At 46.6% G+C, this 25,240-nt stretch carries 21 protein-coding genes; 8 read left to right on the plus strand and 13 right to left on the minus strand.

Features of this window, described 5'->3' with window-relative positions; translation table 11 throughout:
* Positions 1-3 precede the first annotated feature (3 nt).
* The 5 genes from csgH to K7R10_RS11570 all read left to right on the plus strand — a co-directional run bounded on the left by csgH (position 4) and on the right by K7R10_RS11570 (position 6,077).
* Positions 4-801 (plus strand): curli-like amyloid fiber formation chaperone CsgH, encoded by a 798-nt coding sequence (csgH, locus tag K7R10_RS11550; RefSeq protein WP_224484875.1) that lies wholly within the window; start codon positions 4-6, stop codon positions 799-801.
* Between the two features lie 8 nt (positions 802-809).
* The gene (locus K7R10_RS11555; RefSeq protein ID WP_224484876.1) at positions 810-1,205 is read left to right on the plus strand and encodes a curli production assembly/transport component CsgF; all 396 of its coding nucleotides are present in this window, start codon (positions 810-812) and stop codon (positions 1,203-1,205) included.
* A gap of 6 nt (positions 1,206-1,211) precedes the next feature.
* A complete protein-coding gene (locus tag K7R10_RS11560; protein WP_224484877.1) occupies positions 1,212-2,591 on the plus strand; it encodes a CsgG/HfaB family protein in 1,380 nt (459 codons plus the stop codon).
* A 22-nt stretch (positions 2,592-2,613) separates the two neighbouring features.
* Positions 2,614-4,122 (plus strand): carboxypeptidase-like regulatory domain-containing protein, encoded by a 1,509-nt coding sequence (locus K7R10_RS11565; protein WP_224484878.1) that lies wholly within the window; start codon positions 2,614-2,616, stop codon positions 4,120-4,122.
* Positions 4,123-4,262: 140 nt separating this feature from the next.
* Positions 4,263-6,077 carry a pyruvate kinase gene (locus K7R10_RS11570; protein WP_224484879.1) on the plus strand — a complete coding sequence of 605 codons (1,815 nt, stop codon included), beginning with the start codon at positions 4,263-4,265 and terminating at the stop codon, positions 6,075-6,077.
* A gap of 46 nt (positions 6,078-6,123) precedes the next feature.
* Here the strand turns inward: K7R10_RS11570 and K7R10_RS11575 are convergent, their stop codons facing one another.
* Positions 6,124-6,624, minus strand: a complete 501-nt coding sequence (locus tag K7R10_RS11575; protein WP_224484880.1) for a hypothetical protein — start codon at positions 6,622-6,624, stop codon at positions 6,124-6,126.
* Positions 6,625-6,653: 29 nt separating this feature from the next.
* Positions 6,654-7,142, minus strand: coding sequence for a hypothetical protein (locus K7R10_RS11580; RefSeq protein ID WP_224484881.1), 489 nt, complete (start codon positions 7,140-7,142; stop codon positions 6,654-6,656).
* 151 nt (positions 7,143-7,293) lie between these two features.
* On the opposite strand from K7R10_RS11580, the gene K7R10_RS11585 reads away from it, so the two are divergent.
* On the plus strand, positions 7,294-8,778 hold the full coding sequence (locus K7R10_RS11585) for a cryptochrome/deoxyribodipyrimidine photo-lyase family protein (protein ID WP_224484882.1): 1,485 nt from the start codon (positions 7,294-7,296) through the stop codon (positions 8,776-8,778).
* Here the strand turns inward: K7R10_RS11585 and K7R10_RS11590 are convergent.
* The 7 genes from K7R10_RS11590 to K7R10_RS11620 all read right to left on the minus strand — a co-directional run bounded on the left by K7R10_RS11590 (position 8,775) and on the right by K7R10_RS11620 (position 15,772).
* Entirely contained in the window at positions 8,775-9,671 is an 897-nt protein-coding gene (locus tag K7R10_RS11590; RefSeq protein WP_224484883.1) for a hypothetical protein, read from the minus strand. The two genes, K7R10_RS11585 and K7R10_RS11590, sit on opposite strands and share 4 nt — an antisense overlap.
* 95 nt (positions 9,672-9,766) lie before the next feature.
* On the minus strand, positions 9,767-9,985 hold the full coding sequence (locus tag K7R10_RS11595) for a hypothetical protein (RefSeq protein ID WP_224484884.1): 219 nt from the start codon (positions 9,983-9,985) through the stop codon (positions 9,767-9,769).
* 175 nt (positions 9,986-10,160) lie between these two features.
* Positions 10,161-10,925: a hypothetical protein gene (locus tag K7R10_RS11600; protein WP_224484885.1), complete on the minus strand. Its 765-nt coding sequence runs from the start codon at positions 10,923-10,925 to the stop codon at positions 10,161-10,163.
* A gap of 103 nt (positions 10,926-11,028) precedes the next feature.
* On the minus strand, positions 11,029-11,907 hold the full coding sequence (locus K7R10_RS11605; RefSeq protein ID WP_224484886.1) for a YihY/virulence factor BrkB family protein: 879 nt from the start codon (positions 11,905-11,907) through the stop codon (positions 11,029-11,031).
* Between the two features lie 1,106 nt (positions 11,908-13,013).
* Positions 13,014-13,406: a group III truncated hemoglobin gene (locus tag K7R10_RS11610; protein ID WP_224484887.1), complete on the minus strand. Its 393-nt coding sequence runs from the start codon at positions 13,404-13,406 to the stop codon at positions 13,014-13,016.
* 206 nt (positions 13,407-13,612) lie between these two features.
* Positions 13,613-14,107 (minus strand): hypothetical protein, encoded by a 495-nt coding sequence (locus K7R10_RS11615; protein ID WP_224484888.1) that lies wholly within the window; start codon positions 14,105-14,107, stop codon positions 13,613-13,615.
* A gap of 405 nt (positions 14,108-14,512) precedes the next feature.
* Positions 14,513-15,772, minus strand: a complete 1,260-nt coding sequence (locus K7R10_RS11620) for an acetyl-CoA hydrolase/transferase family protein (RefSeq protein ID WP_224484889.1) — start codon at positions 15,770-15,772, stop codon at positions 14,513-14,515.
* Between the two features lie 179 nt (positions 15,773-15,951).
* Here K7R10_RS11620 and K7R10_RS11625 point away from each other — a divergent pair, with 179 nt between their 5' ends.
* Positions 15,952-16,719: an outer membrane lipoprotein-sorting protein gene (locus tag K7R10_RS11625; RefSeq protein WP_224484890.1), complete on the plus strand. Its 768-nt coding sequence runs from the start codon at positions 15,952-15,954 to the stop codon at positions 16,717-16,719.
* Positions 16,720-16,743: 24 nt separating this feature from the next.
* Positions 16,744-19,770, plus strand: coding sequence for a VPS10 domain-containing protein (locus tag K7R10_RS11630; RefSeq protein ID WP_224484891.1), 3,027 nt, complete (start codon positions 16,744-16,746; stop codon positions 19,768-19,770).
* A gap of 263 nt (positions 19,771-20,033) precedes the next feature.
* Here K7R10_RS11630 and K7R10_RS11635 read toward each other — a convergent pair whose 3' ends face one another.
* From K7R10_RS11635 to K7R10_RS11650, 4 genes are all read right to left on the minus strand, one after another.
* Positions 20,034-20,237 (minus strand): helix-turn-helix transcriptional regulator, encoded by a 204-nt coding sequence (locus K7R10_RS11635; RefSeq protein ID WP_224484892.1) that lies wholly within the window; start codon positions 20,235-20,237, stop codon positions 20,034-20,036.
* Complete coding sequence (locus tag K7R10_RS11640; protein WP_224484893.1) at positions 20,234-20,647, minus strand: hypothetical protein; 414 nt, start codon at positions 20,645-20,647, stop codon at positions 20,234-20,236. Before K7R10_RS11640 ends, K7R10_RS11635 begins: the two co-directional genes overlap by 4 nt.
* Positions 20,648-21,210: 563 nt before the next feature.
* Entirely contained in the window at positions 21,211-24,336 is a 3,126-nt protein-coding gene (locus tag K7R10_RS11645) for a VPS10 domain-containing protein (protein WP_224484894.1), read from the minus strand.
* 105 nt (positions 24,337-24,441) lie between these two features.
* A complete protein-coding gene (locus K7R10_RS11650) occupies positions 24,442-25,191 on the minus strand; it encodes a peptidase associated/transthyretin-like domain-containing protein (protein WP_224484895.1) in 750 nt (249 codons plus the stop codon).
* Positions 25,192-25,240: the final 49 nt, after the last annotated feature.

Consider the following 25,240-nt stretch of genomic DNA (forward strand, 5'->3'; position numbering starts at 1 on the left):
AATTTGTCGCCCCTCAGAAACATATGGTTATTATGTCTTGTCGCCGGATTCCTGATTCCGGCATTGTCGTATGCACAAGTCATGAATACCGAGGTGGAAGCCGAGATCGATCTGCAGTCAAAAGACCGCTTTATTCGCATCAAGGGGTTTGCCACCAATAAAACCGACATCAATCGCAGCCTGCGATATGAACTCTCAGTCATAAAAACCGATTCTGCATCAGGCAACCGTTCTAAAAATCAGCAACAGGGCCGTTTTGTGATCGGTCCCCAGGAGAAACGCAGCCTTTCAGAAACCACTATCAATGCCGGTCAGAACGACCGCACGATCATTTTTTTACTGTTGTATGAAGGTGATCGGGTGATCGGGCAGGATCGCATCGTGCTCAATGGTTTTGAAGGCGAAGATGAACTGGAACCGCTGGTGATCGAAAGAGAAGAACTGACCAAACAGCCCTCAGAGCAGGCGGTTCCCAAAGAGAAGCAAAACGACGGGGTCACCCTTCGTGGGGTGGTGGTGGAAGATACCAAGACCAAACCCGGGAGTGATTTTTACCAGATGTTTTATTCTTCTTATCTGGCAAATAATGTCAATGGAGAACGCATTATACGCGTGGTCGAAAAACTGGCCATGGGGCGCAGTACCAAGATCCAGATATGGGCCGAACAAGACCTCATATTTGAGTTCTTTGTGAATCCCAGGGAAGAATACCTGAAACAAATGAGTGAACAGGCGATCTTCAGGGTACGACGGTATTTCCAGACCCTGAAGGCGCGACAAAACCAACAACAAAAATACTGATAGCTGTTATGAAACAAGTCCTAACGATCTTATTGTGTATGCTGGCAGGAAGCATCTACAGCCAGCAGCTCACCTATAAGCCTAAAAACCCGGCTTTTGGGGGAGATACTTTTAATTACCAATGGTTGCTAAATTCAGCCAACGCACAGAATTCCTTTACCGATCCTGCGAGAAGAGATGAAGAGCGCAGTGAGCTGGAAGATTTCCAGGAAAGCCTGAACCGACAGGTGCTGGGGCAGCTTACCCGTAACATTTTCACCTCCCAGCTGGGCGAAGGTTTGCAGGAAGGTACCTTTAATGTGGGTAGCCTCGTGCTTGAAGTTTTTGAAACAGGCGAAGGATTCGTCATTAACATTTTAGACACCAATACAGGAGAACAAACCCAAGTCATCGTACCTAACTAAACCTCTATGAAGACATTTCGAATAGCGACGATCACCGTGCTCTTAACGGTGATGCAGAGTTGCGGCACCTACTTCAATCAGCCATTTTCACAACAGGATGCCCGAACGGGGGAGCTTACCTCGGGTAGCCGAACCCTTTCCAGTCTGCCGGAACCCCAGGAGCCGGTGGTGGTCGGGGTCTATAACTTTAAAGACCAGACAGGGCAGTACAAGGCCGTGGAGAACGGAAGTACCTTTTCCACCGCGGTTTCCCAGGGAGGTACCACCATGCTGATCAAAGCCCTGGAAGATTCCCGCTGGTTCACGCCGATCGAACGGGAAAACCTTTCCAACCTGCTGAACGAACGAAACATCATTCGCTCTACCCGTGATGAGTACAGCGGCAGACCGAATCCGAATCAGCCCAATCTTCCCCCTCTGCTTTATGCAGGAGTACTACTCGAAGGGGGTGTGGTTTCCTATGATACCAATATCGTGACCGGCGGACTCGGGGCACGGTATTTCGGAGTGGGTGGTTCTTCACAATATCGTGAAGACCGGCTCACCATCTATTTACGAGCTGTCTCTACTTCCAACGGAAAGATCCTGAAGACCGTTTACGTGTCAAAGACCATTCTTTCCCAGGCCATTGATGCCAGCCTTTTTCGTTATGTGAACTTTCAGCGGTTGCTGGAAGTGGAAACCGGGATCACCAAGAACGAACCGGTACAACTGGCCATGAAAGACGCCATCGAAAAAGCAGTGGAGGGCCTTATCATTGAAGGGATCGGGGCCGGTCTCTGGAAGACCGCCAAGGGAGAAAAGATCGATCAGAAACTGGTCAATGACTACAACGAAGAAAAGCGACTGGAAGAGTCCAAGCTCTTGTATGACCGTCAGCAGTATCAGCGTGAATTTAAAAACGCCTTTAGCTTTGGCGGAACCGTGCCTCTGTTCAATGGCGACTACAGCAAGAAAACCATCGGTGCCGGAGGAACCTTCGGCTATAAACGATCGATTTCTCCCTATTTCAATTTCAACATCAACGTAGGTTATCTCTATCTCACCGGTGGGCCTGACTGGTATAAGGAATACATGGATTCAGGGATCAACCTGGAAGCAAATATTCTGCCCTTCGATAAGTTCACCCCTTTTCTTTATGGCGGACCGGGGATGATCTACGAAATACGCACCCTGGAAAACCCGGAGATCGAAAGTACGGCCTACGGGAAAATACAGTATGGAGCCGGGTTCCGTTTCAGGGTATCCCAGGCGGTAGACCTTTCGCTTTTTGCTGAGAACAACATCAGCTTTACCGATGCCCTGGAAGGGATCGTGAACGGAAAAAGGGACGATTACTATTATACCTTCGGATTAAAACTACACTACAACTTTGGAAGAAATTAAACAGCCTAAAAGAATCATACCGATGAAGACTTATACCTTTATTTGTTTACTGTGTATTGCCCTGTTAAGTCCGGGCTGTGAAGAAGAAACCATCGATGTCAGCGGAGAAGGAAACCTGACCGGAAGGGTGGTGAGCAGCGGTGAGAACACCCCGCTGGAGAACGTGAAAATATCAACCAATCCGGTAACCACCACGGTTTTCACCGATGCCGAAGGAAACTTTGCCATTGAAAACATTTCGATCGGGGAGTATTCGGTACAGGCCGAGCTGGAAGACTTTGTAACCGCCTTTGAAGCAGCGAATGTGATTGAGGGGGAGACGGTAAATGTAGTCTTTGAGCTGGACTCAGTCAGTGCGAAGAATCTCGTGCCATTAAAGCCCGTGCTGCTTTCTCCGGCAGATAAGGAGGAAGGACTGTCAACAGATATCACTTTTGTTTGGTCATCCTCTGCCAATGACGACGACGATATCGAATATACCCTGACTCTGAGAAACGGGTTGACCAATGAAGAGCAGGTCTTTGAGAAACTTACTGACACTACTACCACCGTTAGCAACCTGGGAATTGGAGTCAACTATTTCTGGCAGGTGAAGGCCGACGATGGGGTGAATGAAACCGTGAGCAGCGATATAGCCGGTTTTACGACGCTTGATATTTCTGCGAATCGGGTGCTGTTCACCCGTAATATAGACGGGAACAATGTGATCTACAGTGCGCCTGATGCCCAGGCAGCACAGGAAGGGGAGGAAAAGGTATATCGACTCACCTCTTCCGATCGCAACAGTTTCAGACCGCGAAAGAATAATACAGCAGGAAAAATCGCCTTCCTGAGAACCGTGGGAGCCGAAACTCACTTGTTCACCATGAATACCGACGGGAGTTCGGTACGGCAGCTCACCGGGAGTATTCCGGTGGCAGGATTCCGACAGGAAGAACTGGATTTCGCCTGGTATGACAACGGGGCAAAGATCTATTATCCGAATTTCGATAAGCTCTACAGCATCAATGCCGATGGCTCCGGAACCAGCCTTGTGTATCAAAGTCCGACGGGTGCCTTTATCACCGAGGTAGCTACTAATGAGGTGAACGACCAGATCGTGATCAGGACCAATAACAGTAATGGCTATAATGCACGTATCGTTGTGCTTGATCCGAATACCGGAACAGAATCAGCTGTGGTGGAAGAGAATGTCAGCGGAGCGCTGGGCGGACTCGACTTCTCCATCGCCGGAAGCAAGGTACTCTATACCCGTGATGTCTCCGGTATCGAAAACGACCAGTACCGGCAGCTGGATACCCGCATTTTTGAATACGATCTTACAGCCATGACTACAACAGAGCTCGTTACCGAAAAGGCCAGCGGAACTCTGGATCTGGATCCGAGCTATTCACCTGATGACGGAGCGATCATTTACACCAATACCTCCAACGATGGTATCTCATCAAGGTTTATATATAAACTGGTTTTCGATACGGAATTTAACCGTGAATTGCTTTTTGAAAACGCCTTTATGCCAGATTGGGAATAAGCAACAGATAACAATGAGAAAAGGCCTGATATGATTCATCAGGCCTTTATTATTTAACGCATTTTCTTTTCTTCTGATCACCGGGGTTCGTATTTTTATAGTACTTCGCATGCCGCGATAACATACCTGAAAAACACCCCATGATACCAGTAAATCATAACGAGATAAACGAGTTGATCGAAAAGATCGACCTGGTCATAGCCGATGTAAGGAAATCGGTTGATCTGGCTGCCAAAAGCCTGGAAAGCGTACACGAAAAGAACCGGGAGAGCGCCCGAAACCTCGTGCATTACCGATGCTTCCGGAAACATGATCTTACCGCTATCCAGACCGCATTGAGAAACCTGGGTATCACGGGATTTTCACATTCAGAAGGACATGTGATGGCTTCCCTGCTGCTAAACAGAAATCTCCTCATGGGACTGATCGGCCGGCAGGAGGAATTTCTGAAGATCCCTCATCTCGATATTCCCTTTTCCAAAATTCTGCTTGAAACCAATACCACCGAGCTTATGGGCCCTAGAAGAAAAGGCAGAAGAGTTGGAATCATGGTGACCCAACCTACGGAAACAGCCAATAAACCTGAATTGGTGGAAGGGATGCTGAAGAAGGGGATGGATTGCGCCCGAGTCAATTGTGCTCATGATTCGCCGGAAGTATGGAAAAAGATCATCGATAATCTCCGTACTACTGCCGCCGCAGAAAACAAAAAGATCTGTATTGCTATGGATCTTGCCGGCCCTAAGATTCGCACCGGAGCTGTGGCTCCCGGGAGACGTGTGAAAAAGATCAGGGTAAAGAAAGATGAAACCGGCAGGATGATCAAGAGCAAGGAGTTTGAACTCATTGCCAATGATGCCTTTTCACCTTCAACGGAGGGAATTCCCGTTGGCAGGGAGTGGTTGTCCGGTTTGAAAGCAGGTGACGAATTGCTGCTCAACGATACCCGGGGTAAGAAGCGGAGGTTAGTAGTGACGAAGAGACTTGAGGGAGATCGACTGAGTGTGATGACCGATAAAAACGTATATATCGAGTCAGGAGCCGAAATTCGGAAGCGTGGGGAGCGACCGGTTCGAGTGGGCATGATGCCTGCAGTTGAAAAAGCGGTCATTCTGAAAAAGGGGGAAGTACTGGAAGTTTTTAAGGATAAGATCGAGGGTCGCAGTTCCCTGTATGATCAGGAAGGAAAACTGCTGGCCCCGGCACGAATTTCCTGTTCCGCTCCCGGTGTTTTTAGCCGGGTACAACTCAATGATCCGGTGTTGTTTGATGATGGAAAGATCGAAGGAGTGGTCATTGAAAAGGAAGCCGGGAAGTTCACTGTCAGGATCACCCGTGCGGCCGGGTCAGGGGCATCGCTCAAAGCAGAAAAGGGTATCAATTTTCCGGCGACCCGATTGGGAATAGACGGACTGACCGAGACCGATAAGAGGGACCTTGAATTCGTAGCAAAGCATGCAGACATCGTTAACTTTTCATTTGTGAACTCGCCTGATGATGTTCGGGATCTTATAAAAGAACTGAAGCGTCTGGGAGTATTAAACAAGCTGGGGATCGTATTAAAGATAGAAACCCAGGAAGCATATGAGAACCTGAGTGAGATCCTGCTGGCTGCCATGGAGGTCAGGCCGGTCGGGGTGATGATCGCCCGTGGTGATCTGGCTGTGGAAACAGGTTGGGAACAGATCGGGATGATACAGGAGGAGATCCTTTCAATCTGCGGGGCTGCTCATGTTCCCGTGATCTGGGCCACCCAGGTACTGGAGAATCTGGCCAAGAAGGGGCTGCCATCCCGCTCTGAGATCACAGATGCCATGGCTTCATTGAAGGCGGAATGTGTGATGCTTAACAAGGGAAATTACATTGAAGATGCGATCGGATTATTGGACAGGATCCTTCGCAATATGGAACAGTTCCGCAGTAAAAAGGAACGTATGCTTCCACGTATGGAATAAAAAAAGGCCGGGTACAGCCCGGCCTTAGTGTTTTTTGAATTTTATATCACGGATAAAAATTAAGTCCGAGGCCTACCATGGGCTCCTCTGACTTCAGTAGGAATTGGTAAGAAAGAAACAGGTCAAGATTCTCAATGAGGTTGTATCCGGCATTCGCCCTGAACATAAAACTGCTCTCAAGATCATCTCCAAGGGCAAAGGCATATCCCGGTTGCAAATTCAGGAATAGCTGATTCACTGCATAGACCTTTGCAGACACCAAAACAGGAATATAGCTGTAATCTTCAATGACGATATCAGCTTGATCTGTAAATGATGCAATCGTTTCACCGAAAAGTTGTCCGTATCCCGTACTTCCTCCCAGCATGAGGTTTTCGTATACATATGTATGATAGGAGATCCCGGCTTCAATGCCATGGGTGTAAAGATTATTGGTTTCCCTGGGAAAAGGAAGACTGCCCTGAACGGAAATATTTAAATTTTTTTGAGCTGAAAGACTAAGCGTGGATATTGATAAGAAGGCTATAAATAGAAAAAGATTTTTCATGAATCGTGGATTATATATAAGAAATAAGATTAGAGATAGAAATTGAGTCCAAGACCCACCGTGGGGAGTCTGAGTTGTGAGATTTCCTGGTATGAAGCAACAACGTCCAGGCTTGGGCTGAGATTGTAGCCCGCCTTAGCCCGAAATATGAAACCATTGTCACGATAATCTTGAAAAGTAATGGCATACCCGGGTTGAACAGCCAGGAAAAAAAGATCTGCGGCATATACCTTGACAGATGCTAAAATAGGAACGTAGTTATAATCTTCGAAAAGTTCTCCCGGATATCGGTCCAGTGATTCAACAAATATATGTCCGTAACCAACACTCCCACCCAACATTAGATTTTCTAATACGAATGAATGGTAACTGATATCAGAGTCAATTCCAAGCTTGAACACCTCACTGGAAATTCCCACGGCGTGACTGGCACGAACCGAGATATTTAAATTCTTCTGAGAATGAAGGCTCATGCTGAGGGCCAATGTGAATGCCAAAAACAATAAAGATTTATTCATGATAAATGGGTTAAGATTTGGATAGCAATAATACAAAAACGAAAATTAAAAAATAAGAAACATCTTACTTATCGATTAACTTTTATAGGTATAGATTGGATTTTCTTTAACATAGCTAAAAGGGCTAAAATCGTATTTTTCTAAAGCTGTTATGAAAAAGAAAAAAACCGAGATAAGTCTCTTTTGGTTCAAGAGAGACCTCAGGCTGCAAGATAATGAGGCGCTTTACAAGGCGATGCATTCGGGAAGTCCCGTTCTGCTTCTGTATGCTTTTGAACCGATGCTGCTCCACGACGCACATTACTCAGCCCGGCACTTCAGGTTTATCGCCCAAGGTCTGGAGGAGCTGCAAGAGGAAGTGGCAGCTTTCGGCAGCCGGATACTGGTGGTTAAGGCTACTATGCTCTCAGCATTAAAAGCACTTGAGAAGGATTTCCATATAAGAGGTATTTATTCCATGCAGGAAACCGGCCTTGCCGTCACCTATGAGCGGGACAGGCAGGTTAAAAATTACTGTATGACTCAAAAGATTGCGTGGACAGAAACGATCAACAACGGAGTATTCCGGGGGTTGAAGAACAGGGAAGGATGGCGTGAGCGCTGGGAGACATATATGAAAGAGGAGTGTGTTAAGAATCCGCTTGATGCGGGATCATTACTTCCGATGGATCAGGTAAGATCTCTGGAAGGGCAATTTACAGAATCAGTGCCGGCATGGTCTGATCATGCCGATATTCAACCGGGCGGACGCAGTACAGGATTGAAATACCTGGAGAGTTTCTTTGATACACGATGCAAGGGGTATCGCAAAAACATTTCTTCCCCATCTCTCTCAAGAAAAGGATGCAGCCGGTTATCACCATACCTGGCCTGGGGCAACCTTTCGGTCAGGGAGGTATGGCAGCAGGCAAAAGCTGTTCGGAAGAAGAGTGAAAATAAACGAGATCTGGATGCCTTTACTTCCCGATTGCGCTGGCAGGCACATTTCATTCAGAAATTTGAAATGGAAGATCGTATGGAATTTGAAAGCCTGAACCGGGGATATTCACAATTATCCAAGCCGGTGGATGAACGTAAATTAAATGCCTGGAAAGAGGGGAATACCGGTTTTCCGCTGGTTGATGCGGCCATGAGATGCCTCAACACCACCGGTTATGTGAACTTCAGAATGAGAGCCATGCTGGTTTCCTTTGCAACCCACCATTTATGGCTTCCATGGCAACGAATATCTCACCACCTTGCCTCAGTTTTTCTCGATTTCGAACCCGGGATTCATTATCCGCAGTTGCAGATGCAGGCAGGGGAGACTGGAATTAACCAGATTCGAATCTATAACCCGGTTAAGAACAGCGTGGAACACGATCCTGAGGGCGACTTCATCAGGCAATGGGTGTCTGAGCTGGCAACACTTGAAGCACCTTTGATTCATGAACCCTGGAAATTTACAGCCCTGGAACAACAGTTACACGGCATAATACCGGGAGAAGATTATCCGCACCCCCTTGTTGATCTGGAGCTAAGCCGAAAAAAGGCAGGGGACCGTTTATGGGAGCTTCGAAAAGATCCACTCGTACAGAAAGAAAACTTCCGGATATTAAAAAAACATACTCTTGCCGACAGGAATAATTTTGATTAATGCTCCGGTATGTCCAGTTCCTGGTATTTGTTATGAATCCACAGCACAGCAACTCCGAATAAGACTGCCACGATGATAAGGGCATTGTTTAATATCCCGTCAGTACCGAATGAAATTCGGAGCAGGATAGTCGAGATTATGAATCCGGAATTTCTGATGACCTTATCAAAACGGTCTGTCTGAAAGAGTGAAAGCAGCAATAATAGTACGTCTGTCAGTATCAGGATCGTGAAGAACTCATTAAAGAAGATGTCGTTGAGGTTGATCATGCTTTCGATCTCTGCATTGTCAGCAAAAAAACTGTTGTAAACCCAGTTACCAAACCGGTACAGGGCCAGTGCCAGCAGTATGGGAACCAATGTCACGGCAAGTATCTTCTTACGCCTGATAAATGTTTCCAGTCTCCGCGCCCGGCCATTCTGTTTATCAAGTTGAATGTTCTTGCTTCGTCGGGTAATATAATAGAAAACAAAGATCAGGAAGAAGAGAATCAGGGTAGTGATGATGTCGTAGGTGAACTGCAGGTCACTGGGGTTTTCAAACCAGTCTTTGGTCAGCTGTAAATTCGACAGGTCTTTAAAGATCCTTCGGATGACCACCAGGGTGATGATCTCATACTGCTTGCTGAGGTAGGAAGTGATCGACTTGGGAATATAGTATACCAGCAGGTAAACCTCGTAGATAAGGATAAAGGAGAAGGGGGTGTAAATCGCCGCTATCGGATTGCTGAGTAATCCCTGGTCAGATCTCAGATCAAGAATGCCAAAATAATTCAGGGCGATGAGCAGCAGGTGCGCGATGAAACTGATGATACATAATACGATGATAAACCTTTCAGCACGACTTTTTGTGTCTTCAGATAGTAAAAGGTTGTAGACAGAAGTAAAATTCAAACGCTCCTTTTTGCTTGATTTCCATAAAAATAGCAAAAGGAGCGTTAAATGTTACCGATTCAGGTCAGTTTTCCGAATCTTAATATCGATGAATCCTATAGCGGTTTTCCCTTCAGGCGCTTTTCGGCATGCCTTTTTCTGGCAGTAAGTCGTTTCATCAGGTCCATTAATTTCTCGTCCTGGTTCTTTTTATAGATCTCATTAATGCGGAGAATATAATCTTTGGCTTTTCTTGAAAACCTGATACGTTCACTGGTAGATTTAGGCTTGGGTTCGCTTTCCTCGAATTTGATAGCGTTACTTATTACATCCATTTCTAACTTATTTAAAATCAATATTAAATAAACTAACGTGGATAGAAATGAAAAAATTATGGTTTAAGAAAATTTTATGATCGATAATTATTATGGTTAACATTTGATGTTCTCGAAAATCGTTTTTTCAACAAGGGAGACTGACTGCCAGCACCGTATGAATTTTCCAAAAACGCTATTCTTCCGCAGCTACCGTCATCACACGTTCATATAAGACTCTCCAGACAAAACCATCCGGAATAAGTTCACCCATTTTGGTTTGGTCCATCACTTTCTGCCATTCTTGAGTGGTTTCACCGGCCGGCTGATACCGCAGATAATTCATGGCATCGGCCAAGGAGTTGAATCCGTCCCAGGTCATTACTGAAAACCGAGCCTGGTGCCCCTGAGGATAGATTACTGACATCATGCCCCACGAAGACATTCCCATATTTCCTGACTCGATATTTGATTTATGTAAGGGTTGCCACAGGGTTTTGTTTTCTTCGATAAAGGCAGCGAGGTCGGTAGGCATGGCATAATTAACGAGAGCATACTGATACTCACCCGGTATCATGGCTTCCAGTTGCATAAAATAATCAAACGGCACAGGTGCAAAGGAGTTGGTTTCCACGTCTTCCATTTTCATGCCCATCTTACTGAGATTTTCTTCAGACCATACCTTGGCAGGGTCCATTTTTTCCAAACTTTCAAAAGTGTTGACGAAGACATAATTGGGAGCGTCCTGGTTTGTGACTCCCACCTTTCTCCATAGCGACCAACTGACCATGTTTCCCTGGTCAACGGCGGCTTTGGCTACTTTTGACCAGTGTTCGGTTTCTTTTTGTTCGAATTCCTGTTGTTTATCGGCAGGGACGACCCGGTACTGTAAATAGGATATTTGGCTAAAAAGCAGGGGGCAAAAGAGCAGGGCTGCGATAATTGACAATAAATGTTTCATGTGACTTTTGGTTTTGGTTACTTTCTTTAAAGTTACATAAAACTCTGATTAACAAGTAATTAATAAGAAATATTTGCACAAAGGAGTTATAAAATTTTTACTGTCAGGAATCTTCGCGGTTTTCATTTCCTTTAATATTCGTTACCCGGGTGAAATGGGCTCCGTAGAAAATGATCAGGCTGGAATAAGATACCCACAGCATGATAACCACGATCGATCCGGCAGCTCCGTAGGTGGATCCCGGTTCTGCTTTTCCGAAATAGAGTCCTAAGAGGAACTTACCGATCAGGAATAGGAAGGCTGTGCATATTCCACCCGCCCAAACCGATCTCCAGGGAATTCTCCGTGAGGGCAGAAACTTAAACATAGCAGCAAACAGCAAGGTGATCATGAAAAAGGAAAAAAGCAGATCGAAGTAATACATAAGCGAGTACCAGAAATCCCCCAGAAATCGCTGGATATATTCACTTAGAGTGGTGATCAGGGTAGTAAGGATAAAGCTGATAAGCAACAGAAACCCAATAATAAGGATAAAAGCGAAACTTTTGGCCCGGTGTATCAGCACCTCCCTAACCACATTTCCCGATTCTTCCACTTCCCATATTTTATCGAAAGAGATCTGCACATGATAGAATACCCCGGTGGCACCGTAAATAAGGGTGGCTATACCGAGAATGGTGAGCAGGGTGTTATCCTGGCTGTAGGATACCTGGTCGATCATGGTTTCAATCGATTTGGCTGTATCATCGCCCATGATGCCGGAGATCTCACTGATAACCTCTTCTTCGATATTTGAACGTTTCCAGAAAAATCCGACAGTGTTCAGGATCAGGATCATTAAAGCAGGAAGGGAAAGGATGGCATAGTAAGCTACGATGGCGCTCCACCTGAACGGACTGTCATCCATCCAGTTCAGAAAGGCTTCCTTAAAAGTTCTGCCTAAACGAATCACCTGTTTCCTGACTTTCTGGTAAAATGACATAGTACTCTTTAGCTCTTTTCTTATAAAGATACGATATGCAGAGGTTTTTAGGGAATAGGGAAGGGGGAATAGAGAATAGAGAATGGGGAATGGGGGGCAACCCCTTTCAGGTAGGGACTAGAGATTTCGTGAGTGGTGAGTCGTGAATCGAAAGAACGGCGTAGCTATTTGTTATACCATTTGACTACCTTACCAAATACGTCTTCACGAAGAAACACAAAGGAGTAACTGAAGCGATCTTTTGAATGGTTCTCATTAAGGTCATTGCATCCAAAAGCGGCATGCGTTATAAAACAATCATACAGCTAGTTTTATAATTAATCACCCCGCCTTGCAAGCAGGGTGCCTTTCTACTAAATAGTAAGGTGAATTTCGTCTCCCCCTCAGGCTTGCAGCCAGCTGCCCCGGGGAGGGGGAGCAGAAGGGATTTCAAATTTACAACCATCATCATCCCCTCCTGGTGAAGATGGCAGGCTCACCGCTTGACACAGACACCTTCCTGTCGAGATTCCAATAAAAAAACCTTCTCCTTCCCCTTTTGGGGAGGGCCGAGCGTTAAAAAATGGTTCAGTGAACCATTTTAGCGAAGGAGCCAGAAGGCGCTTGGATGGCCATGCCAAGGGCATGGACGGAAGGGGGTGTCATTATTTGCAGCCGGATGTCAGGCCGACTGACTACTTCACTATCTGACCACTTGACCGCCTGACCGTTTGACTGCTTGACTATCTCACCACCTCACCAAAAATGGGCAGATCGTTCGCTCCCGAAAATTTTCGGGAGCTCTGGATGACAGTAATGTTCACATTGTAAACTATTAGTTGCACTCCGTAAGTCCACTTCGAGGGCCTCAGTGTGACAAAAGCAGAATTGTATACCACATTTTCGTAAATACACGTTTTCCTTCCCCTTTTGGGGAGGGCCGATCGTTAAAAAATGGTTCAGTGAACCATTTTAGCGAAGGAGCCAGAAGGCGCTTGGGTGGCCATGCCAAAGGCATGGACGGAAGGGGGTGTTATTATCTGCAGCCGAATGTCAGACCGACTGATTACTTCACTATCTGACCACTTGACCATCTGACCGTTTGACTGCTTGACTATCTGACTACCTCACTCCCGGGCTTTAAAGATCTCCAGATATAACATGGTGGCCATCTTTCTTGCCCGGTTCTTTGCGATCCATGCACGTTCCCCTTCAAAATAGGTGTCAAGGGTATCGATCCACAGATTGATCCATCTGCCGAAATGATCCATGGTTATGCTGCCTCCTGTACTTTTGTCTGTGTGTACATGGGGTACCACGGGATTTCCCCTGTAGCTCCTTCTCAGAAATAGCTGCGATTCCCAGAAGTCGGTTAACAGTTCGAAATGTGCTTCCCAGTCTGTGATCTGCTTTTCAAAGATTGGCCCCAGGACTTCATCTTTTCTGATCCTGCCATAGAACTGCCTTACCAGGAAGGCTACGTCTTCACGATCAGAGATTTCTTTTAACTGGTTTTTCATGTAGTCGTTACTGGTTAAGTAGTGAGTCGTGAATCGTTAGTCGGGAGTGGTTAGTCGTGAATGGAAAAGATTGAAGGGGTATTTATATTTAGCTCATAATCTTTTGACCACTTCGAAGGCCCCGGTACTTCGGGGCAGTGTGATACGGTATTTTATCTGCCTGATTGCGTAACTTAATGATTTTTTGATCCTTGGGCAAAGCGATCTTAATTGCGCTCAAAGATCAGGCGATCGGTGGTACCATCTCCTCCACTGACATCGAACAGGTCAAGGGTGAGATTGGTTGAAGCATTGATATCCCAGTCATCGGTGAGTTCAGCCAGGAATTCCGGAGCGGAAAAGAAGATGTTAAAATCGATGTCCTCTTCATCTCCGTCACTGTTATCATCATCGCTGTCGTCATCGGCTGTGACCGACCAGGTGCCTTCGTAGCTTTCAGTACCATTGCTCGCGGTCAGCGTACCGTCATCGGCAAAAGTGAAGACAAAACCATTGTAGTCATCGGTTTCATCAACTCCCGAATCGTTGTATTCAGTAATGATCCAGGTATCTGAACTCATGGTTGCCTCTATATCGGCTATCGCAGCAGCCGTTCCGTCATTAATGGCGTTATCGTCATCGTCATTACAGGAGTACAAAAACAGCACCGCCAATATTGGTAAGAGATACATCAGACAGGTTTTTCGGGTTGCTTGATTCATAAGATGAAATTTAAGTTTTAACAGGTTGATTGTTAGAATATAACGGTTTTTACAGGAAAATCGTATTTGTCTGTTCTTTTCGGGAGTCGGGAGTGGTTAGTCGTGAGTCGTGAGTCGTGAATCGTTAGTCGTGAGTGGAAAAGATTGAAGGGGCATTTATACTTACCTCCTGATCTTTTGACTACTTCGACAGCCCCGATACTTCAGGGCAGTGTGACATGTTATTCGTATCTGCATAACCGCATACCTGCCTGCCGGCAGGCAGGACTGTATAACCACCTCACTTATCAGCAATGTGTAAGTCTCACTTCGACGGGCTCAGTGTGACACAGTATTCGTATCTGCATAACCATCTCACCATCTCACCATCTCACCATCTCACCACTTCACTACCTCACCTAAACATTATACAAACGCGCCCTCCAGCACCTCTTTAGCCAATGCCTCTCGGTGATCGGGATGAGCGATGTCGATCAGGGCCTTCGCCCGTTCCGTGAGGGTTTTGCCAAACAAGTTCGCGATTCCGTATTCAGTAACCACATAATGCACGTGGGCACGGGTGGTGGTTACTCCGGCTCCTGCTTTTAAGGCGCTTACGATCTTTGATTGACCGTTACGGGTGGTCGATGGCATGGCGATAATGGGCTTTCCTCCGGGGGAAAGGGAGGCTCCCCTTATAAAGTCCATTTGACCGCCCACCCCTGAATATTGTCTTCCACCTATGGTGTCGGCACAGATCTGACCGGTGAGGTCTATTTCTATGGCGCTGTTGATCGCGGTAACCTTGGGATTCTTGCGTATGATACCTGTGTCGTTGGTATATGCCGCTTCCTTAAAATGAACGAGCGGATTATCATCTATAAAGTCATAGAGTTCCTGGCTGCCGACGGCAAAACAGGTAACGATCTTTCCTGTTTTAACCTCCTTCCGGCATCCGTTAATCACTCCTTTTTTGACCAGGGGAAGAATGCCATCTGAGAACATTTCGGTATGGATGCCCAGGTCTTTATGATTTCCCAGATTGCTGAGTACTGCATTGGGTATATTCCCGATTCCCATTTGCAGGGTGGCGCCGTCTTCAATAAGTGATGCCACGTGTTTTCCTATGGCCATTTCGGTATCTGAAACGGGTTTCAGATGGGCAGCGTGTATGGGCTCATCGACTTCGATGGCACGGTCGATCTGATCGATATGTATAATACCATCTCCGTGTGTTCTGGGCACCTTCGGATTGATTTGCGCCACCACGATCTTGGCGTTCTGTAATGCGGGCAGGGTAATGTCTACAGAAACACCCAGGGAGCAATAACCGTGTTTATCGGGGGGCGAAACCTGGATAAAGGCTACATCGACAGGGAGTATTTTTTTTCTGAACAGCCAGTGGATCTCGCTGAGAAAAATAGGCACATAATCGGCATTGACAGCATCCCTGACATTGGCACCCATAAACAGGCTGCGTACCCGGAAAGCATTGTTGTAAGGTGGATGTACATATGGAGCTACGCCTTCAGTATGAATGTGAATGATCTCTACATCACTCAATTCCTGATGTCTTTCGCAAAGTGCGTTGATAAGGGTGTTCGGAGTCATGGCTGCCCCTTGTATGAAGAGCCGGTTGCCGGATTTGACCACAGAAACCGCTTCGGCGGTTGATACGATGTTCATTGTTTTATTGGTTTAGAATATAAAATTAGAACATGCATTACTGCCAGATACTGATATTTCTCAGGTTACAGGGTTTTGGAAAAATAATTTCATATTCCTGTAACAATTAATCATCGTATCCTACTTATCTTGAAGAAATTAACATCAACATTATTATTAACCATTATTAACGAAATCAAATGAAATCATTCAGTGTTTTTATTACAGCGGTATTTACCCTTTTCAGCCTTGGTCTCCAGGCTCAAACCGCTGATGAGATCCTCGACAACTATTTTGAAAATATCGGGGGGAAAGAAAAGCTTAAAAGCCTCGAAGGCATGAAAATGAAAGCCAAGGTCAACCAGCAGGGAATGGAGATTCCGCTCGAGATCATTCAGCTTTCAGACGGAAGACAAATGACCCTGATCAACTTCCAGGGAAAAGAAATCAAACAAGGGGTATTCGACGGTGAAACGCTCTGGAGTCATAACTTCATGACCATGCAACCTGAAAAGAGCGATGCCGAAACCACCGCAAATTTTAAACTCAATACCAATGATTTCCCCGATTCTTTTATCGATTATAAAGATAAGGGATACACTGTGGAGCTCGTAGGAGAAGAAACCATAGAAGGAACTTCAGCCTATAAGATCAAACTGGTTAAAGAACCGTTGACCATCGATGGGCAGAAGGAAGAAGACGTAAGTTTCTATTACTTCGATAAAGACAATTTTGTGCCGATAGCTGTAGAAAGCGAAGTGCGTCAGGGGCCTGCTAAAGGACAAACCTCATTGGTGACCATGAGCGATTACCAGGAAGTAGACGGGCTTTATTTTCCGTTTTCCATGACCCAGGGTGTAAAGGGACAACAGGGACAACCCCTGGTGATCGAATCGATTGTGCTGAACCCAGAAGTGTCTGAAGAAGCATTTGCTTTTCCTGAAACCAGTGAAGGCGGACAAGACTAAGCACACACAAAACAACTTGTACCGATGAGAAATATAGTATTGATTCTCGCCGGAATACTGTTATTACCTGTGGCATCTCATGCCCAGAGTGATGCAGTAACCCGGGGAAAAGAATTATTTGGCGACATGAGTGCCCGGCATATCGGCCCGGCTCTCATGAGCGGCCGTATCAATGACCTTGAAATGCACCCCACCAACAGTAAGGTGGTATACCTTGGCTCTGCCGGGGGTGGTGTCTGGAAATCAAATGACGGGGGAGCTACTTTTAACCCCATTTTCGAAGAGCACTGCCAGTCAATTGGTGCCGTGGCGGTTGATCCGTCTGATCCTGACAACACTATCTATGTGGGAACAGGGGAGACCTGGACCCGAAACAGCGTATCGGTGGGTTGCGGACTGTTTCGTTCAAAAGACGGGGGAGCCAACTGGAGTAAACTCGGTTTTGAAAACTCAGAACGTATCTCAAATGTGATCGTTAACCCAGAAAACCCTGATGAAATTTATGTCGGGGTACTTGGCGCCCTTTGGGGTGACAGCGATGAGCGTGGCGTTTATAAGTCTGCGGATGGAGGAGCGACCTGGGAGCAAATTCTGTATGTGAATCCGAAAACAGGATGTGCCGATCTTACCATCGATCCGAAAGATCCGTCGACCCTTTATGCCAGCATGTGGGAATTCAGACGTACCGGCTGGTCTTTTGAGTCTGGAGGAGCTAACAGTGCGCTGTATAAGTCAACAGACGGAGGTGCGAACTGGAAAAAGATTCATAACGGGTTTCCTGAAGGAAACCTGGGAAGACTGGCGATCGCAGTGGCCCCCTCAAACCCTGATGTACTCTACACAGTTATAGAAGCAGAGGAAGACAACCGTAAAGGATTATATCGCAGCGATGATGCCGGAGCCAGCTGGAAGCAGCTCAACAATGACTTCGGAATTACCGTTCGTCCGTTCTATTTCTCAAGGATCGTTGTTGACCCGAGAGATGAGAATGTGGTGGTGAAGGGCGGACTCACAGGATCTATTTCAAGAGACGGAGGAAAAACCTTTAAGAATTTGGGTAATATGCACAGCGATATTCATGATATCGCCTTTCATATCAAAGATTCAGATATCATGTTCGTGGGAACAGACGGAGGCGTCTATCGCTCCTGGAATGGTGGTACCACCATGGAGATCGTAGAAAACCTGCCTCTCTCGCAATTTTACCACATCAGCACCGATAACGAAGAGCCTTATAACGTCTATGGCGGGTTGCAGGATAACGGTTCCTGGTACGGGCCATCCCGTTCACCGGGAGGTATCTCGGCCAGAGACTGGAATTCGGTAGGCCAGGGCGATGGTTTCAGAGTGTACCGCCACCCTGAAAAGAATGTGATTTATTCAGAAATGCAGGGTGCTGAAAATATCTGGAGATATGATGTAGATCGTAGCCTGGTAAAGACCATTCAGCCGCTTCCGACAGATGAAGGCGTGAAATACCGCTTTAACTGGAATGCACCCATCGCCCTCAGTCCGCATGTGGCAGACCGCATTTATGTGGGTAGCCAGTTCCTGCATCGTTCTGACGATATGGGAGACAGCTGGGAGATTATTTCTCCTGACCTGACCACCAATGATCCTGCCAAACAGGACCAGGCAGCTTCAGGCGGACTCTCGGTAGATAATTCAGGGGCAGAGAACCACACCACGATCTTTACCATTGCAGAATCCCCGCTTGATGAGCAGGTGATCTGGGTGGGCACCGACGACGGAAACGTACAGGTGACCCGGGACGGAGGTAAAAGCTGGACCAATACCATTGAAAATATCAGCGGTCTGCCGGCCAATACATGGTGCTATCATATCGAGGCCAGTAGTTTCGATGCCGGTACCGCCTATGCTGTATTCGACGGTCATACTATGAACGATCAAAATGTGTATGTGTATAAGACCAGTGATTATGGTAAAAGCTGGAAAAGTATCGCTACGGAAGACATCGAAGGGTTTGCCAGAAATATCCAGGAGGATTATGAAAACCCGGATCTGCTTTTCCTCGGAACCGAATTCGGACTTTATATCACAACCGATGGCGGAACGACCTGGAATAAGTTTACCAATAATATGCCGGCGGTAGCGGTTCACTATATCGATCTGCAGAAGCAAACCAATGACCTGGTCATGGGAACCCACGGAAGGGGTGTGATCATCATCGATGATATTTCTGCCCTTAGGGAACTAACCCCGGAAGTGATGGAGAAGGAAGTACACTTCTTTGACATTCAGCCTACGGTAATTGATGAGAAAAACGGTTTTTCCGGAAATTTCGGTACCGAAACCCAGTTCGTCGGTAGAAATGATTCAAAAGATGTGCAGATTCGTTACTACCTGAAGAAGCGTCATGTGTTCGGAAAGATGGCCATGGAGATCCAGGATATGGAAGGCAACAAGATCGCAGATCTGGGAGCCGGCAAATCGAAAGGGGTCAATATAGTCACCTGGAACTATCGCCGTAAGCAACCCAAAGTGGCTAAAGGTAAAACCTTCAGCTTTGGAGGGTTCACCACCCCGAAAGTTCCGCCGGGAACCTATAAGGTGGTCATGACAAAAGGTAATGAAACCTATGAGGCACCTTTTGAGCTGCTGTTCGACGAAGATCTCCCCATGAGTCGGGAAGATTACCAGCAGAAAGATGCCATTACCATGGAACTGTACGACATGTCACAGGAACTGGCCTACCTGGTGTATGAACTTGACGAACTAATTGCACTCGCTGAAAAGCAGGGCAGGGATAAGGACGTTAAGCGACTGCAGGAGTTCAAGGAAACCCTGGTGATCACAACCGGTGATAACTATGTGGGTGCTGCTGAACCTCAGTTGCGGGAACGCATTGCTGATCTGTATAGCAAGGTAGCGAGCAGCTATGATAAGCCATCGGCTAACGATATGGCCAATCTGGAGGTGTTGAAATCACGACTGGAAGAGGCTGAAAGCACTATGGCCAGGCTGAAAAAGAAAAGCAAAGGCCTGGATGAAATAGAACTTCAGACCTTTAGTGAGTTTATAGGAAGTTAATTATTCAGAATTTAATGTAAGAGCCCCTCGAAAGAGGGGCTCTTTTGTTTTTTGGGGTTATGCAGTTAAATGGTATACGGTTATGCGGATAAGAAAAATAAGAATGCAGTCTCACACTGATTCAAAAGGTTGGCTGGCAAATGGATCTAATTACCGAAATTGCCCGAAGAAACCTGCCGGGGATCACAAGAACTTGGAGAAGAATCCCAGGAAGAAAAGCGTAAAAGCTATAAAAAACTGTATGAGTCTGGTTATCAATTGTATCATGATGCACTTTCTTCGTATTCAAAGATACGTTCAATGGACCGATTAAACAAGTACGACATCTTGAATGCCAACGGAAGACTGGGGTCGAACTTCCCTTTTTCGATGGCGTTGATGGTTTGCCGGGATACCCCCAGGGCATCTGCCAGCTGTTGTTGGGTCATATCATGCTCAGCTCGTAATACTTTCAACCGGTTCTTCATGAGTAACGTTTTGAGTTAATAACCACCGATACCAGGTAGGTCAATCCGATAAGAATAACCAAACCTGAGATCTCGGCATCGGCTGAAATAATGTTGGTGACATCGAGTAAAGAGTATGATAAGCCACCTACAACAGCCACGCCCAGGGCGATCGCCATTGCATCCATATGAATCTTTCGTTGCAATTCATCCAGACCTAAAAGGAACTTCCGGTTGGCAAGGATCATCCCAATACCCACAGCTATATTCAAGCCGATGGCAATCCCGCTGTAGACTTTGTCATAATCCCAGATAAATTCAGGTCCGAAGGACGCCACCGCCATGGTTGCTACCCATGCCATAGTCCAGTAAGAAAGGTTTTTGGTATTGCGCAGCGTCTGCGCCTTGAAATTTTTGTTTTCTTCTTTCATTTGTTAGGTGTTGTAGACATAATGTCAATTAAACTTGACACAAATATATGGTATTTTTTGAAATGTAAACAAGACTTTACATGATTTTTTTGCTTATGGGGTTATGGGGTTATGGGGTTATGGGGTTATGGGGTGATGAAGTAGTGAAGCGGTGAGATGGTGAGATAGTGAGATGGTCTGATATTCGCCTGAAGATACTGACACCCCCTTCCGTCAGCACTGCAGTGCTGCCACCTTCCCCTTTTGGGGGAAGGTGAAGGATGTAATTTTGAAATCCCTTCTGCTCCCCCTCCCGGGGGGAGCTGGCTGCAAGCCTGAGGGGGGATATAGAAGTTTATCTTGAAATCTGGCATTAAGATGTCCTGCTTGCAGGGCGGGGTGGATATGTTTTTATAAGTGAGATGGTGAGATGATCAGGCAGTCAAACATTCAGGTGGGAAAGCAGCGCAAAGGGAAAATCCTAAATTGTCATGAGAGATACAACTCTCTACCCGCAAATTGCTTGAATCAAAAAAGGCTGCCCCCAGAGGGCAGCCTTTTACAATGAGATTATCATTTAACCTTTAGCGTATGGCCCCGATACCGGCCTCGTATAGTGACTTGTTCAGTGCAGGAATCTTTTCTTCCAGAAGGGTCTTTCCTTCACTGCGGTACTGTTCCCACTGCTGGTTGAGTTCGGCCATTCTCGCCTTGGCGCCTTCAGTAACTAAAGGAATGCCGCTGTCGGTCTGGTTGATGGCGGTAAGATAATGCGCCGTAAAGCCGTTCCTGTAGTTCTCAACGTCATCGTAAGCCTTTGATAAGCGCTGCACCATGGTCGCATCGAATGCTTTCATTTCTTCCAGCAGACTGTTGATTTCTGAAATTAAATCCTTCTGATCATCCTTATCAAGAGCATCTTTGACCTGCGAGAGTTGTTGCTGTTGTTTATACAGGCTATTCGTCATCTCAGTCATTTCATTATACTTCTTCTCAGCCGCAGTCATGAACTGATGGTATTCAGCATATTCCTCCGGAGTAGTCGGGATCAATGGATTTCCGATGATCCCGGCAGGAATGGTTTGCTGTTCTTCGCCCGCTTTCAATTCCAGCATATATTCCCCAGGTATGGCTTTATGACCTCTGAAACTACCTTCGATGTACACCTCCGGAGCTCCTTTGAGCATGGTATGTCGCATATCCCATACAAAGCGGTTCAATCCGGGTTCTTTAGAAAGCAAAGACTTTGCTGAGGGGGCTCCTTCATAGGAAACGTATTTCGTATCAGCCTCTGAACTGAAGCTTCGAACAAGGCTTCCATCTTTCGCTCGTATCTCCAGCGTCAGGTTTTTTTCGGTTAATTCTTCCGGAAGGTGATAATAGATCACCATTCCGCTGGCGGGATTCACACCTTCACTGTTATTCGTGCCGGAAGGGTTAGAGGCATTCATACTGCTGTACCAGTTCGACATCATGGCCGGTTCCGGTTGATAGAGCTTTAATGCGTTGTTGTCTTCTTCATATTGTCTGAGCAGGGGCATATCGTCAAAGATCCAGAAAGACCGTCCCTGAGTAGCGACAACGAGGTCATTGCCCTTCACCGCCAGGTCAGTTATTGGTACCACCGGCAGGTTAAGCTGGAAGGGTTCCCAATTACGGCCACCGTTAAATGACACAAATATTCCGGTTTCTGTTCCTGCGATCAACAGGTCTTTTCTCCCTGTATCTTCGCGTACTACCCGGGTGTAAGATCCCACGGGAATGCCTTCAGAGATCTGAGTCCAGCTTTTACCATAGTTCGTACTCTTGTAGAGCGACGGGGTGTGGTCATTGAATTTATAACGCGTGGTTGCCAGGTATACCGTTGCCGGGTCATGCGGTGAAACTTCTATGGCATTGACAAGGGTTTCCGGCATATTTCGAGGCGTAATGTTTTGCCAGGTCTCCCCGTTGTCACGGGTAATATGAACGAGTCCGTCGTCACTTCCGGTGTACATCACTCCGGCTTCGTGCGGAGATTCGATGATGTAACTGATGGTTCCGTAGTTTTCGGCTCCCACGGCCTCATTTGTGTAAGGAGCACCACCTTTACCCTGCTTGCTGTCTGTATTGGTGGTCAGGTCGGGAGATATCACTTCCCAGCTTTCACCCTGGTCACTGGTTCTCAATACATACTGGGCACAATGATACCAGGTATCTTCTTCATGTTGTGATTTGATAATGGGGGCGTTCCAGTTATAGAGGTACTTCATTTCACGGGCCGGAAGACCGAGATACAGATTGGGTTCGATCATGATATTGGTAGACGCCATGGCCCGGGTGTCCAGAAGTTCAATAGTACCGAGGTAACTTCCTCCCATAACCTTGACCGGATTATCCGGATCAAAGGCCAGAAATGCACTTTCCCCTCCTGCAGAGGGGCTCCAGTTCTCCCTTCCGATACCTCCGCTACCAACGGCCATACTGGCGATCTTCACCGAGGTATTGTCCTGTTGTCCGCCATAGATGTTATACGGGAACAGATTGTCGGTGATGACCCGGTAGAACTGTGCGGTAGGCATACGGTCCTGGGCCGACCAGGTTTCACCGCCGTCAAAGGTGACCTCTGCACCGCCATCATCGGTAACCACCATGTTCTGGTTATTCTCAGGATTGATCCACAAGTCATGGTAATCGCCATGATGGGTATTGATCTCTTCCCAGGTCTTTCCGCCGTCTATCGATTTATAAAAGGAAGCACTCAGCACGTATACCGTATGTTCGTCGACCGGATCGGGAAACACCTCGATATAATACCAGGCTCTTTGTATCAGTCTGTGATCATCGCTTACCCGGCTCCAGCTTTCCCCACCATTGGTTGAAAGGAAGAGTCCGCCTTTTTCCTTTTCCGAATCGCTTTCTATCAGGGCGTAGACTCTTTTGGGATTGGCTCTGGAAACAGCTATGGCCATTTTTCCCTTTTCCTCAGGGATCCCGTTTTCAATGGTGAACCAGGTCTCACCACCATCGGTCGATTTATAGAGTCCGCTGCCTTCCCCGCCACTGACAACCTGCCATGGCTTTCGCAGGTGTTCCCACATCGAGGCGTACAGTACCTGCGGATTGCTGTAATCGATCGAAAGTTCACTGGCACCGGTCAGGTCATTAACGTACAGCACCTGCTTCCAGGTTTCTCCACCATCGGTCGATTTATAGATCCCACGCTCTTTATTGGGGCCGTGGAGGGCTCCCTGGGCTGCCACCCAAACAATGTCAGGATTATCGGGATGAATAATGATACGTGATATATGGCGTGTTTCTTCGAGTCCGAGATGCGTCCATGTCTTTCCCGCATCGGTAGATTTGTAGACACCATCTCCATAGGAGGTCATCACGCCCCGTGGCGCATGTTCTCCCATTCCGACGTAAACGATATTGGGATGACTTTCTGAAACCGAGACTGCTCCGACAGAGCCGGTTTTGAAATATCCGTCTGAAACGTTTTTCCAGTATTGGCCGCCATCGGTGGTCTTCCATACCCCTCCGCCGGTGGTGCCCATGTAATAGGTCAGGGGGTCTCCGATAACCCCTGAGGATCCATTGGCTCGTCCGCCTCTGAATGGTCCGATATTTCGGTAAACGGCCGGTTCAAAAAGGGAATCAAGGCTTTGTGCAGGAAGCTGGTACCAGGTGATCAGCGATACCAGGGAAATGATCATGTACTTTTTCATGTGGTTGATTTAGCTAGAGACTTCTAAAATACTACAAATTGAGATACCTGCTTTCTACTGATCATCACTTTGATTTTTAGAAAGGGTATAAACAGGAATTGTTGATTATTCTTTTACCTCCTCAAGAGTGGCCATAAAATCCTGATGCAATTGAATCAGGTGAAATTCGCGGGTTCCTCTTGGGTTTTCAGGACTCAGCACTGCCCAGTCACCATGTTCCACGGTGTAATATAAAAAACGGTCTACCCACTCATTTTTGAGAGAGAGCCGACCTTCGATGAAGTCCCGGAACTCGGTATCCAGATCACTTCTCAATGCTTCGGCCCTGTCAACGGCAATTCTTTTTTTCAGATTTTTTGTGCGACCGTTTATTTTGTTCAGTATGGGGTCTATCGCCAGGGCTCCTCCCAGTAATCCTAAAGCATGGTACCACTTGAAGTCTCCTGCGGTTTTTAGTTTTCGTTCATTTGGGGTCAGTTTTTCAGGTAGTTTCTGATAAATGCCCAGGTCAACGGCATTCATAGATCGATAGGTTTCCAGGGTGACTTCGGGTAATTCAATGGCATTCTCATCCATAAGGATCATCAAAGGTTTCCCGTCTGAGATGCGGTTATCGACAATCAAAAGTTCAGGTTGGTAGCCTACGTGGGTCAGCCGCAGGCTATCGCCGGTTTTGACCGGTAATTCGAAATACCCTTCTTCATTGCTGATGGTGTATTTCCCGTTCCGCAGATTCTCGATATGTACTGATGGGATAGAGTCTGCCCCGTTGGTGACCGTTCCGGAAAAGGGTAACTCCTGTGCCCTTAGTTGCTGCAGAAGCAGAAAGATGATGATGAAGTAAAACTTTTTCAAAAAAGTGCCAGTTTTTCAGGTGTAATTTAATTCCAAGCGGTGAAGCAGG

Origin of the sequence: Robertkochia aurantiaca (assembly GCF_020166495.1) — a bacterium.
GTDB classification, from domain to species: Bacteria; Bacteroidota; Bacteroidia; order Flavobacteriales; family Flavobacteriaceae; genus Robertkochia; species Robertkochia aurantiaca.

Excerpts from the sequence above, each read along its gene's own strand:
- K7R10_RS11605 (WP_224484886.1), bottom strand. The coding sequence starts at position 11,907 with ATGTCATTTTACCAGAAAGTCAGGAAACAGGTGATTCGTTTAGGCAGA.
- K7R10_RS11555 (WP_224484876.1), top strand. The coding sequence starts at position 810 with ATGAAACAAGTCCTAACGATCTTATTGTGTATGCTGGCAGGAAGCATC.
- K7R10_RS11600 (WP_224484885.1), bottom strand. The coding sequence starts at position 10,925 with ATGAAACATTTATTGTCAATTATCGCAGCCCTGCTCTTTTGCCCCCTG.
- K7R10_RS11570 (WP_224484879.1), top strand. The coding sequence starts at position 4,263 with ATGATACCAGTAAATCATAACGAGATAAACGAGTTGATCGAAAAGATC.
- K7R10_RS11580 (WP_224484881.1), bottom strand. The coding sequence starts at position 7,142 with ATGAATAAATCTTTATTGTTTTTGGCATTCACATTGGCCCTCAGCATG.
- K7R10_RS11565 (WP_224484878.1), top strand. The coding sequence starts at position 2,614 with ATGAAGACTTATACCTTTATTTGTTTACTGTGTATTGCCCTGTTAAGT.
- K7R10_RS11645 (WP_224484894.1), bottom strand. The coding sequence starts at position 24,336 with ATGAAAAAGTACATGATCATTTCCCTGGTATCGCTGATCACCTGGTAC.
- K7R10_RS11575 (WP_224484880.1), bottom strand. The coding sequence starts at position 6,624 with ATGAAAAATCTTTTTCTATTTATAGCCTTCTTATCAATATCCACGCTT.
- K7R10_RS11615 (WP_224484888.1), bottom strand. The coding sequence starts at position 14,107 with ATGAATCAAGCAACCCGAAAAACCTGTCTGATGTATCTCTTACCAATA.
- K7R10_RS11620 (WP_224484889.1), bottom strand. The coding sequence starts at position 15,772 with ATGAACATCGTATCAACCGCCGAAGCGGTTTCTGTGGTCAAATCCGGC.
- K7R10_RS11595 (WP_224484884.1), bottom strand. The coding sequence starts at position 9,985 with ATGGATGTAATAAGTAACGCTATCAAATTCGAGGAAAGCGAACCCAAG.
- K7R10_RS11610 (WP_224484887.1), bottom strand. The coding sequence starts at position 13,406 with ATGAAAAACCAGTTAAAAGAAATCTCTGATCGTGAAGACGTAGCCTTC.
- K7R10_RS11585 (WP_224484882.1), top strand. The coding sequence starts at position 7,294 with ATGAAAAAGAAAAAAACCGAGATAAGTCTCTTTTGGTTCAAGAGAGAC.
- K7R10_RS11640 (WP_224484893.1), bottom strand. The coding sequence starts at position 20,647 with ATGAAAGAAGAAAACAAAAATTTCAAGGCGCAGACGCTGCGCAATACC.
- K7R10_RS11635 (WP_224484892.1), bottom strand. The coding sequence starts at position 20,237 with ATGAAGAACCGGTTGAAAGTATTACGAGCTGAGCATGATATGACCCAA.
- K7R10_RS11625 (WP_224484890.1), top strand. The coding sequence starts at position 15,952 with ATGAAATCATTCAGTGTTTTTATTACAGCGGTATTTACCCTTTTCAGC.
- K7R10_RS11560 (WP_224484877.1), top strand. The coding sequence starts at position 1,212 with ATGAAGACATTTCGAATAGCGACGATCACCGTGCTCTTAACGGTGATG.
- K7R10_RS11630 (WP_224484891.1), top strand. The coding sequence starts at position 16,744 with ATGAGAAATATAGTATTGATTCTCGCCGGAATACTGTTATTACCTGTG.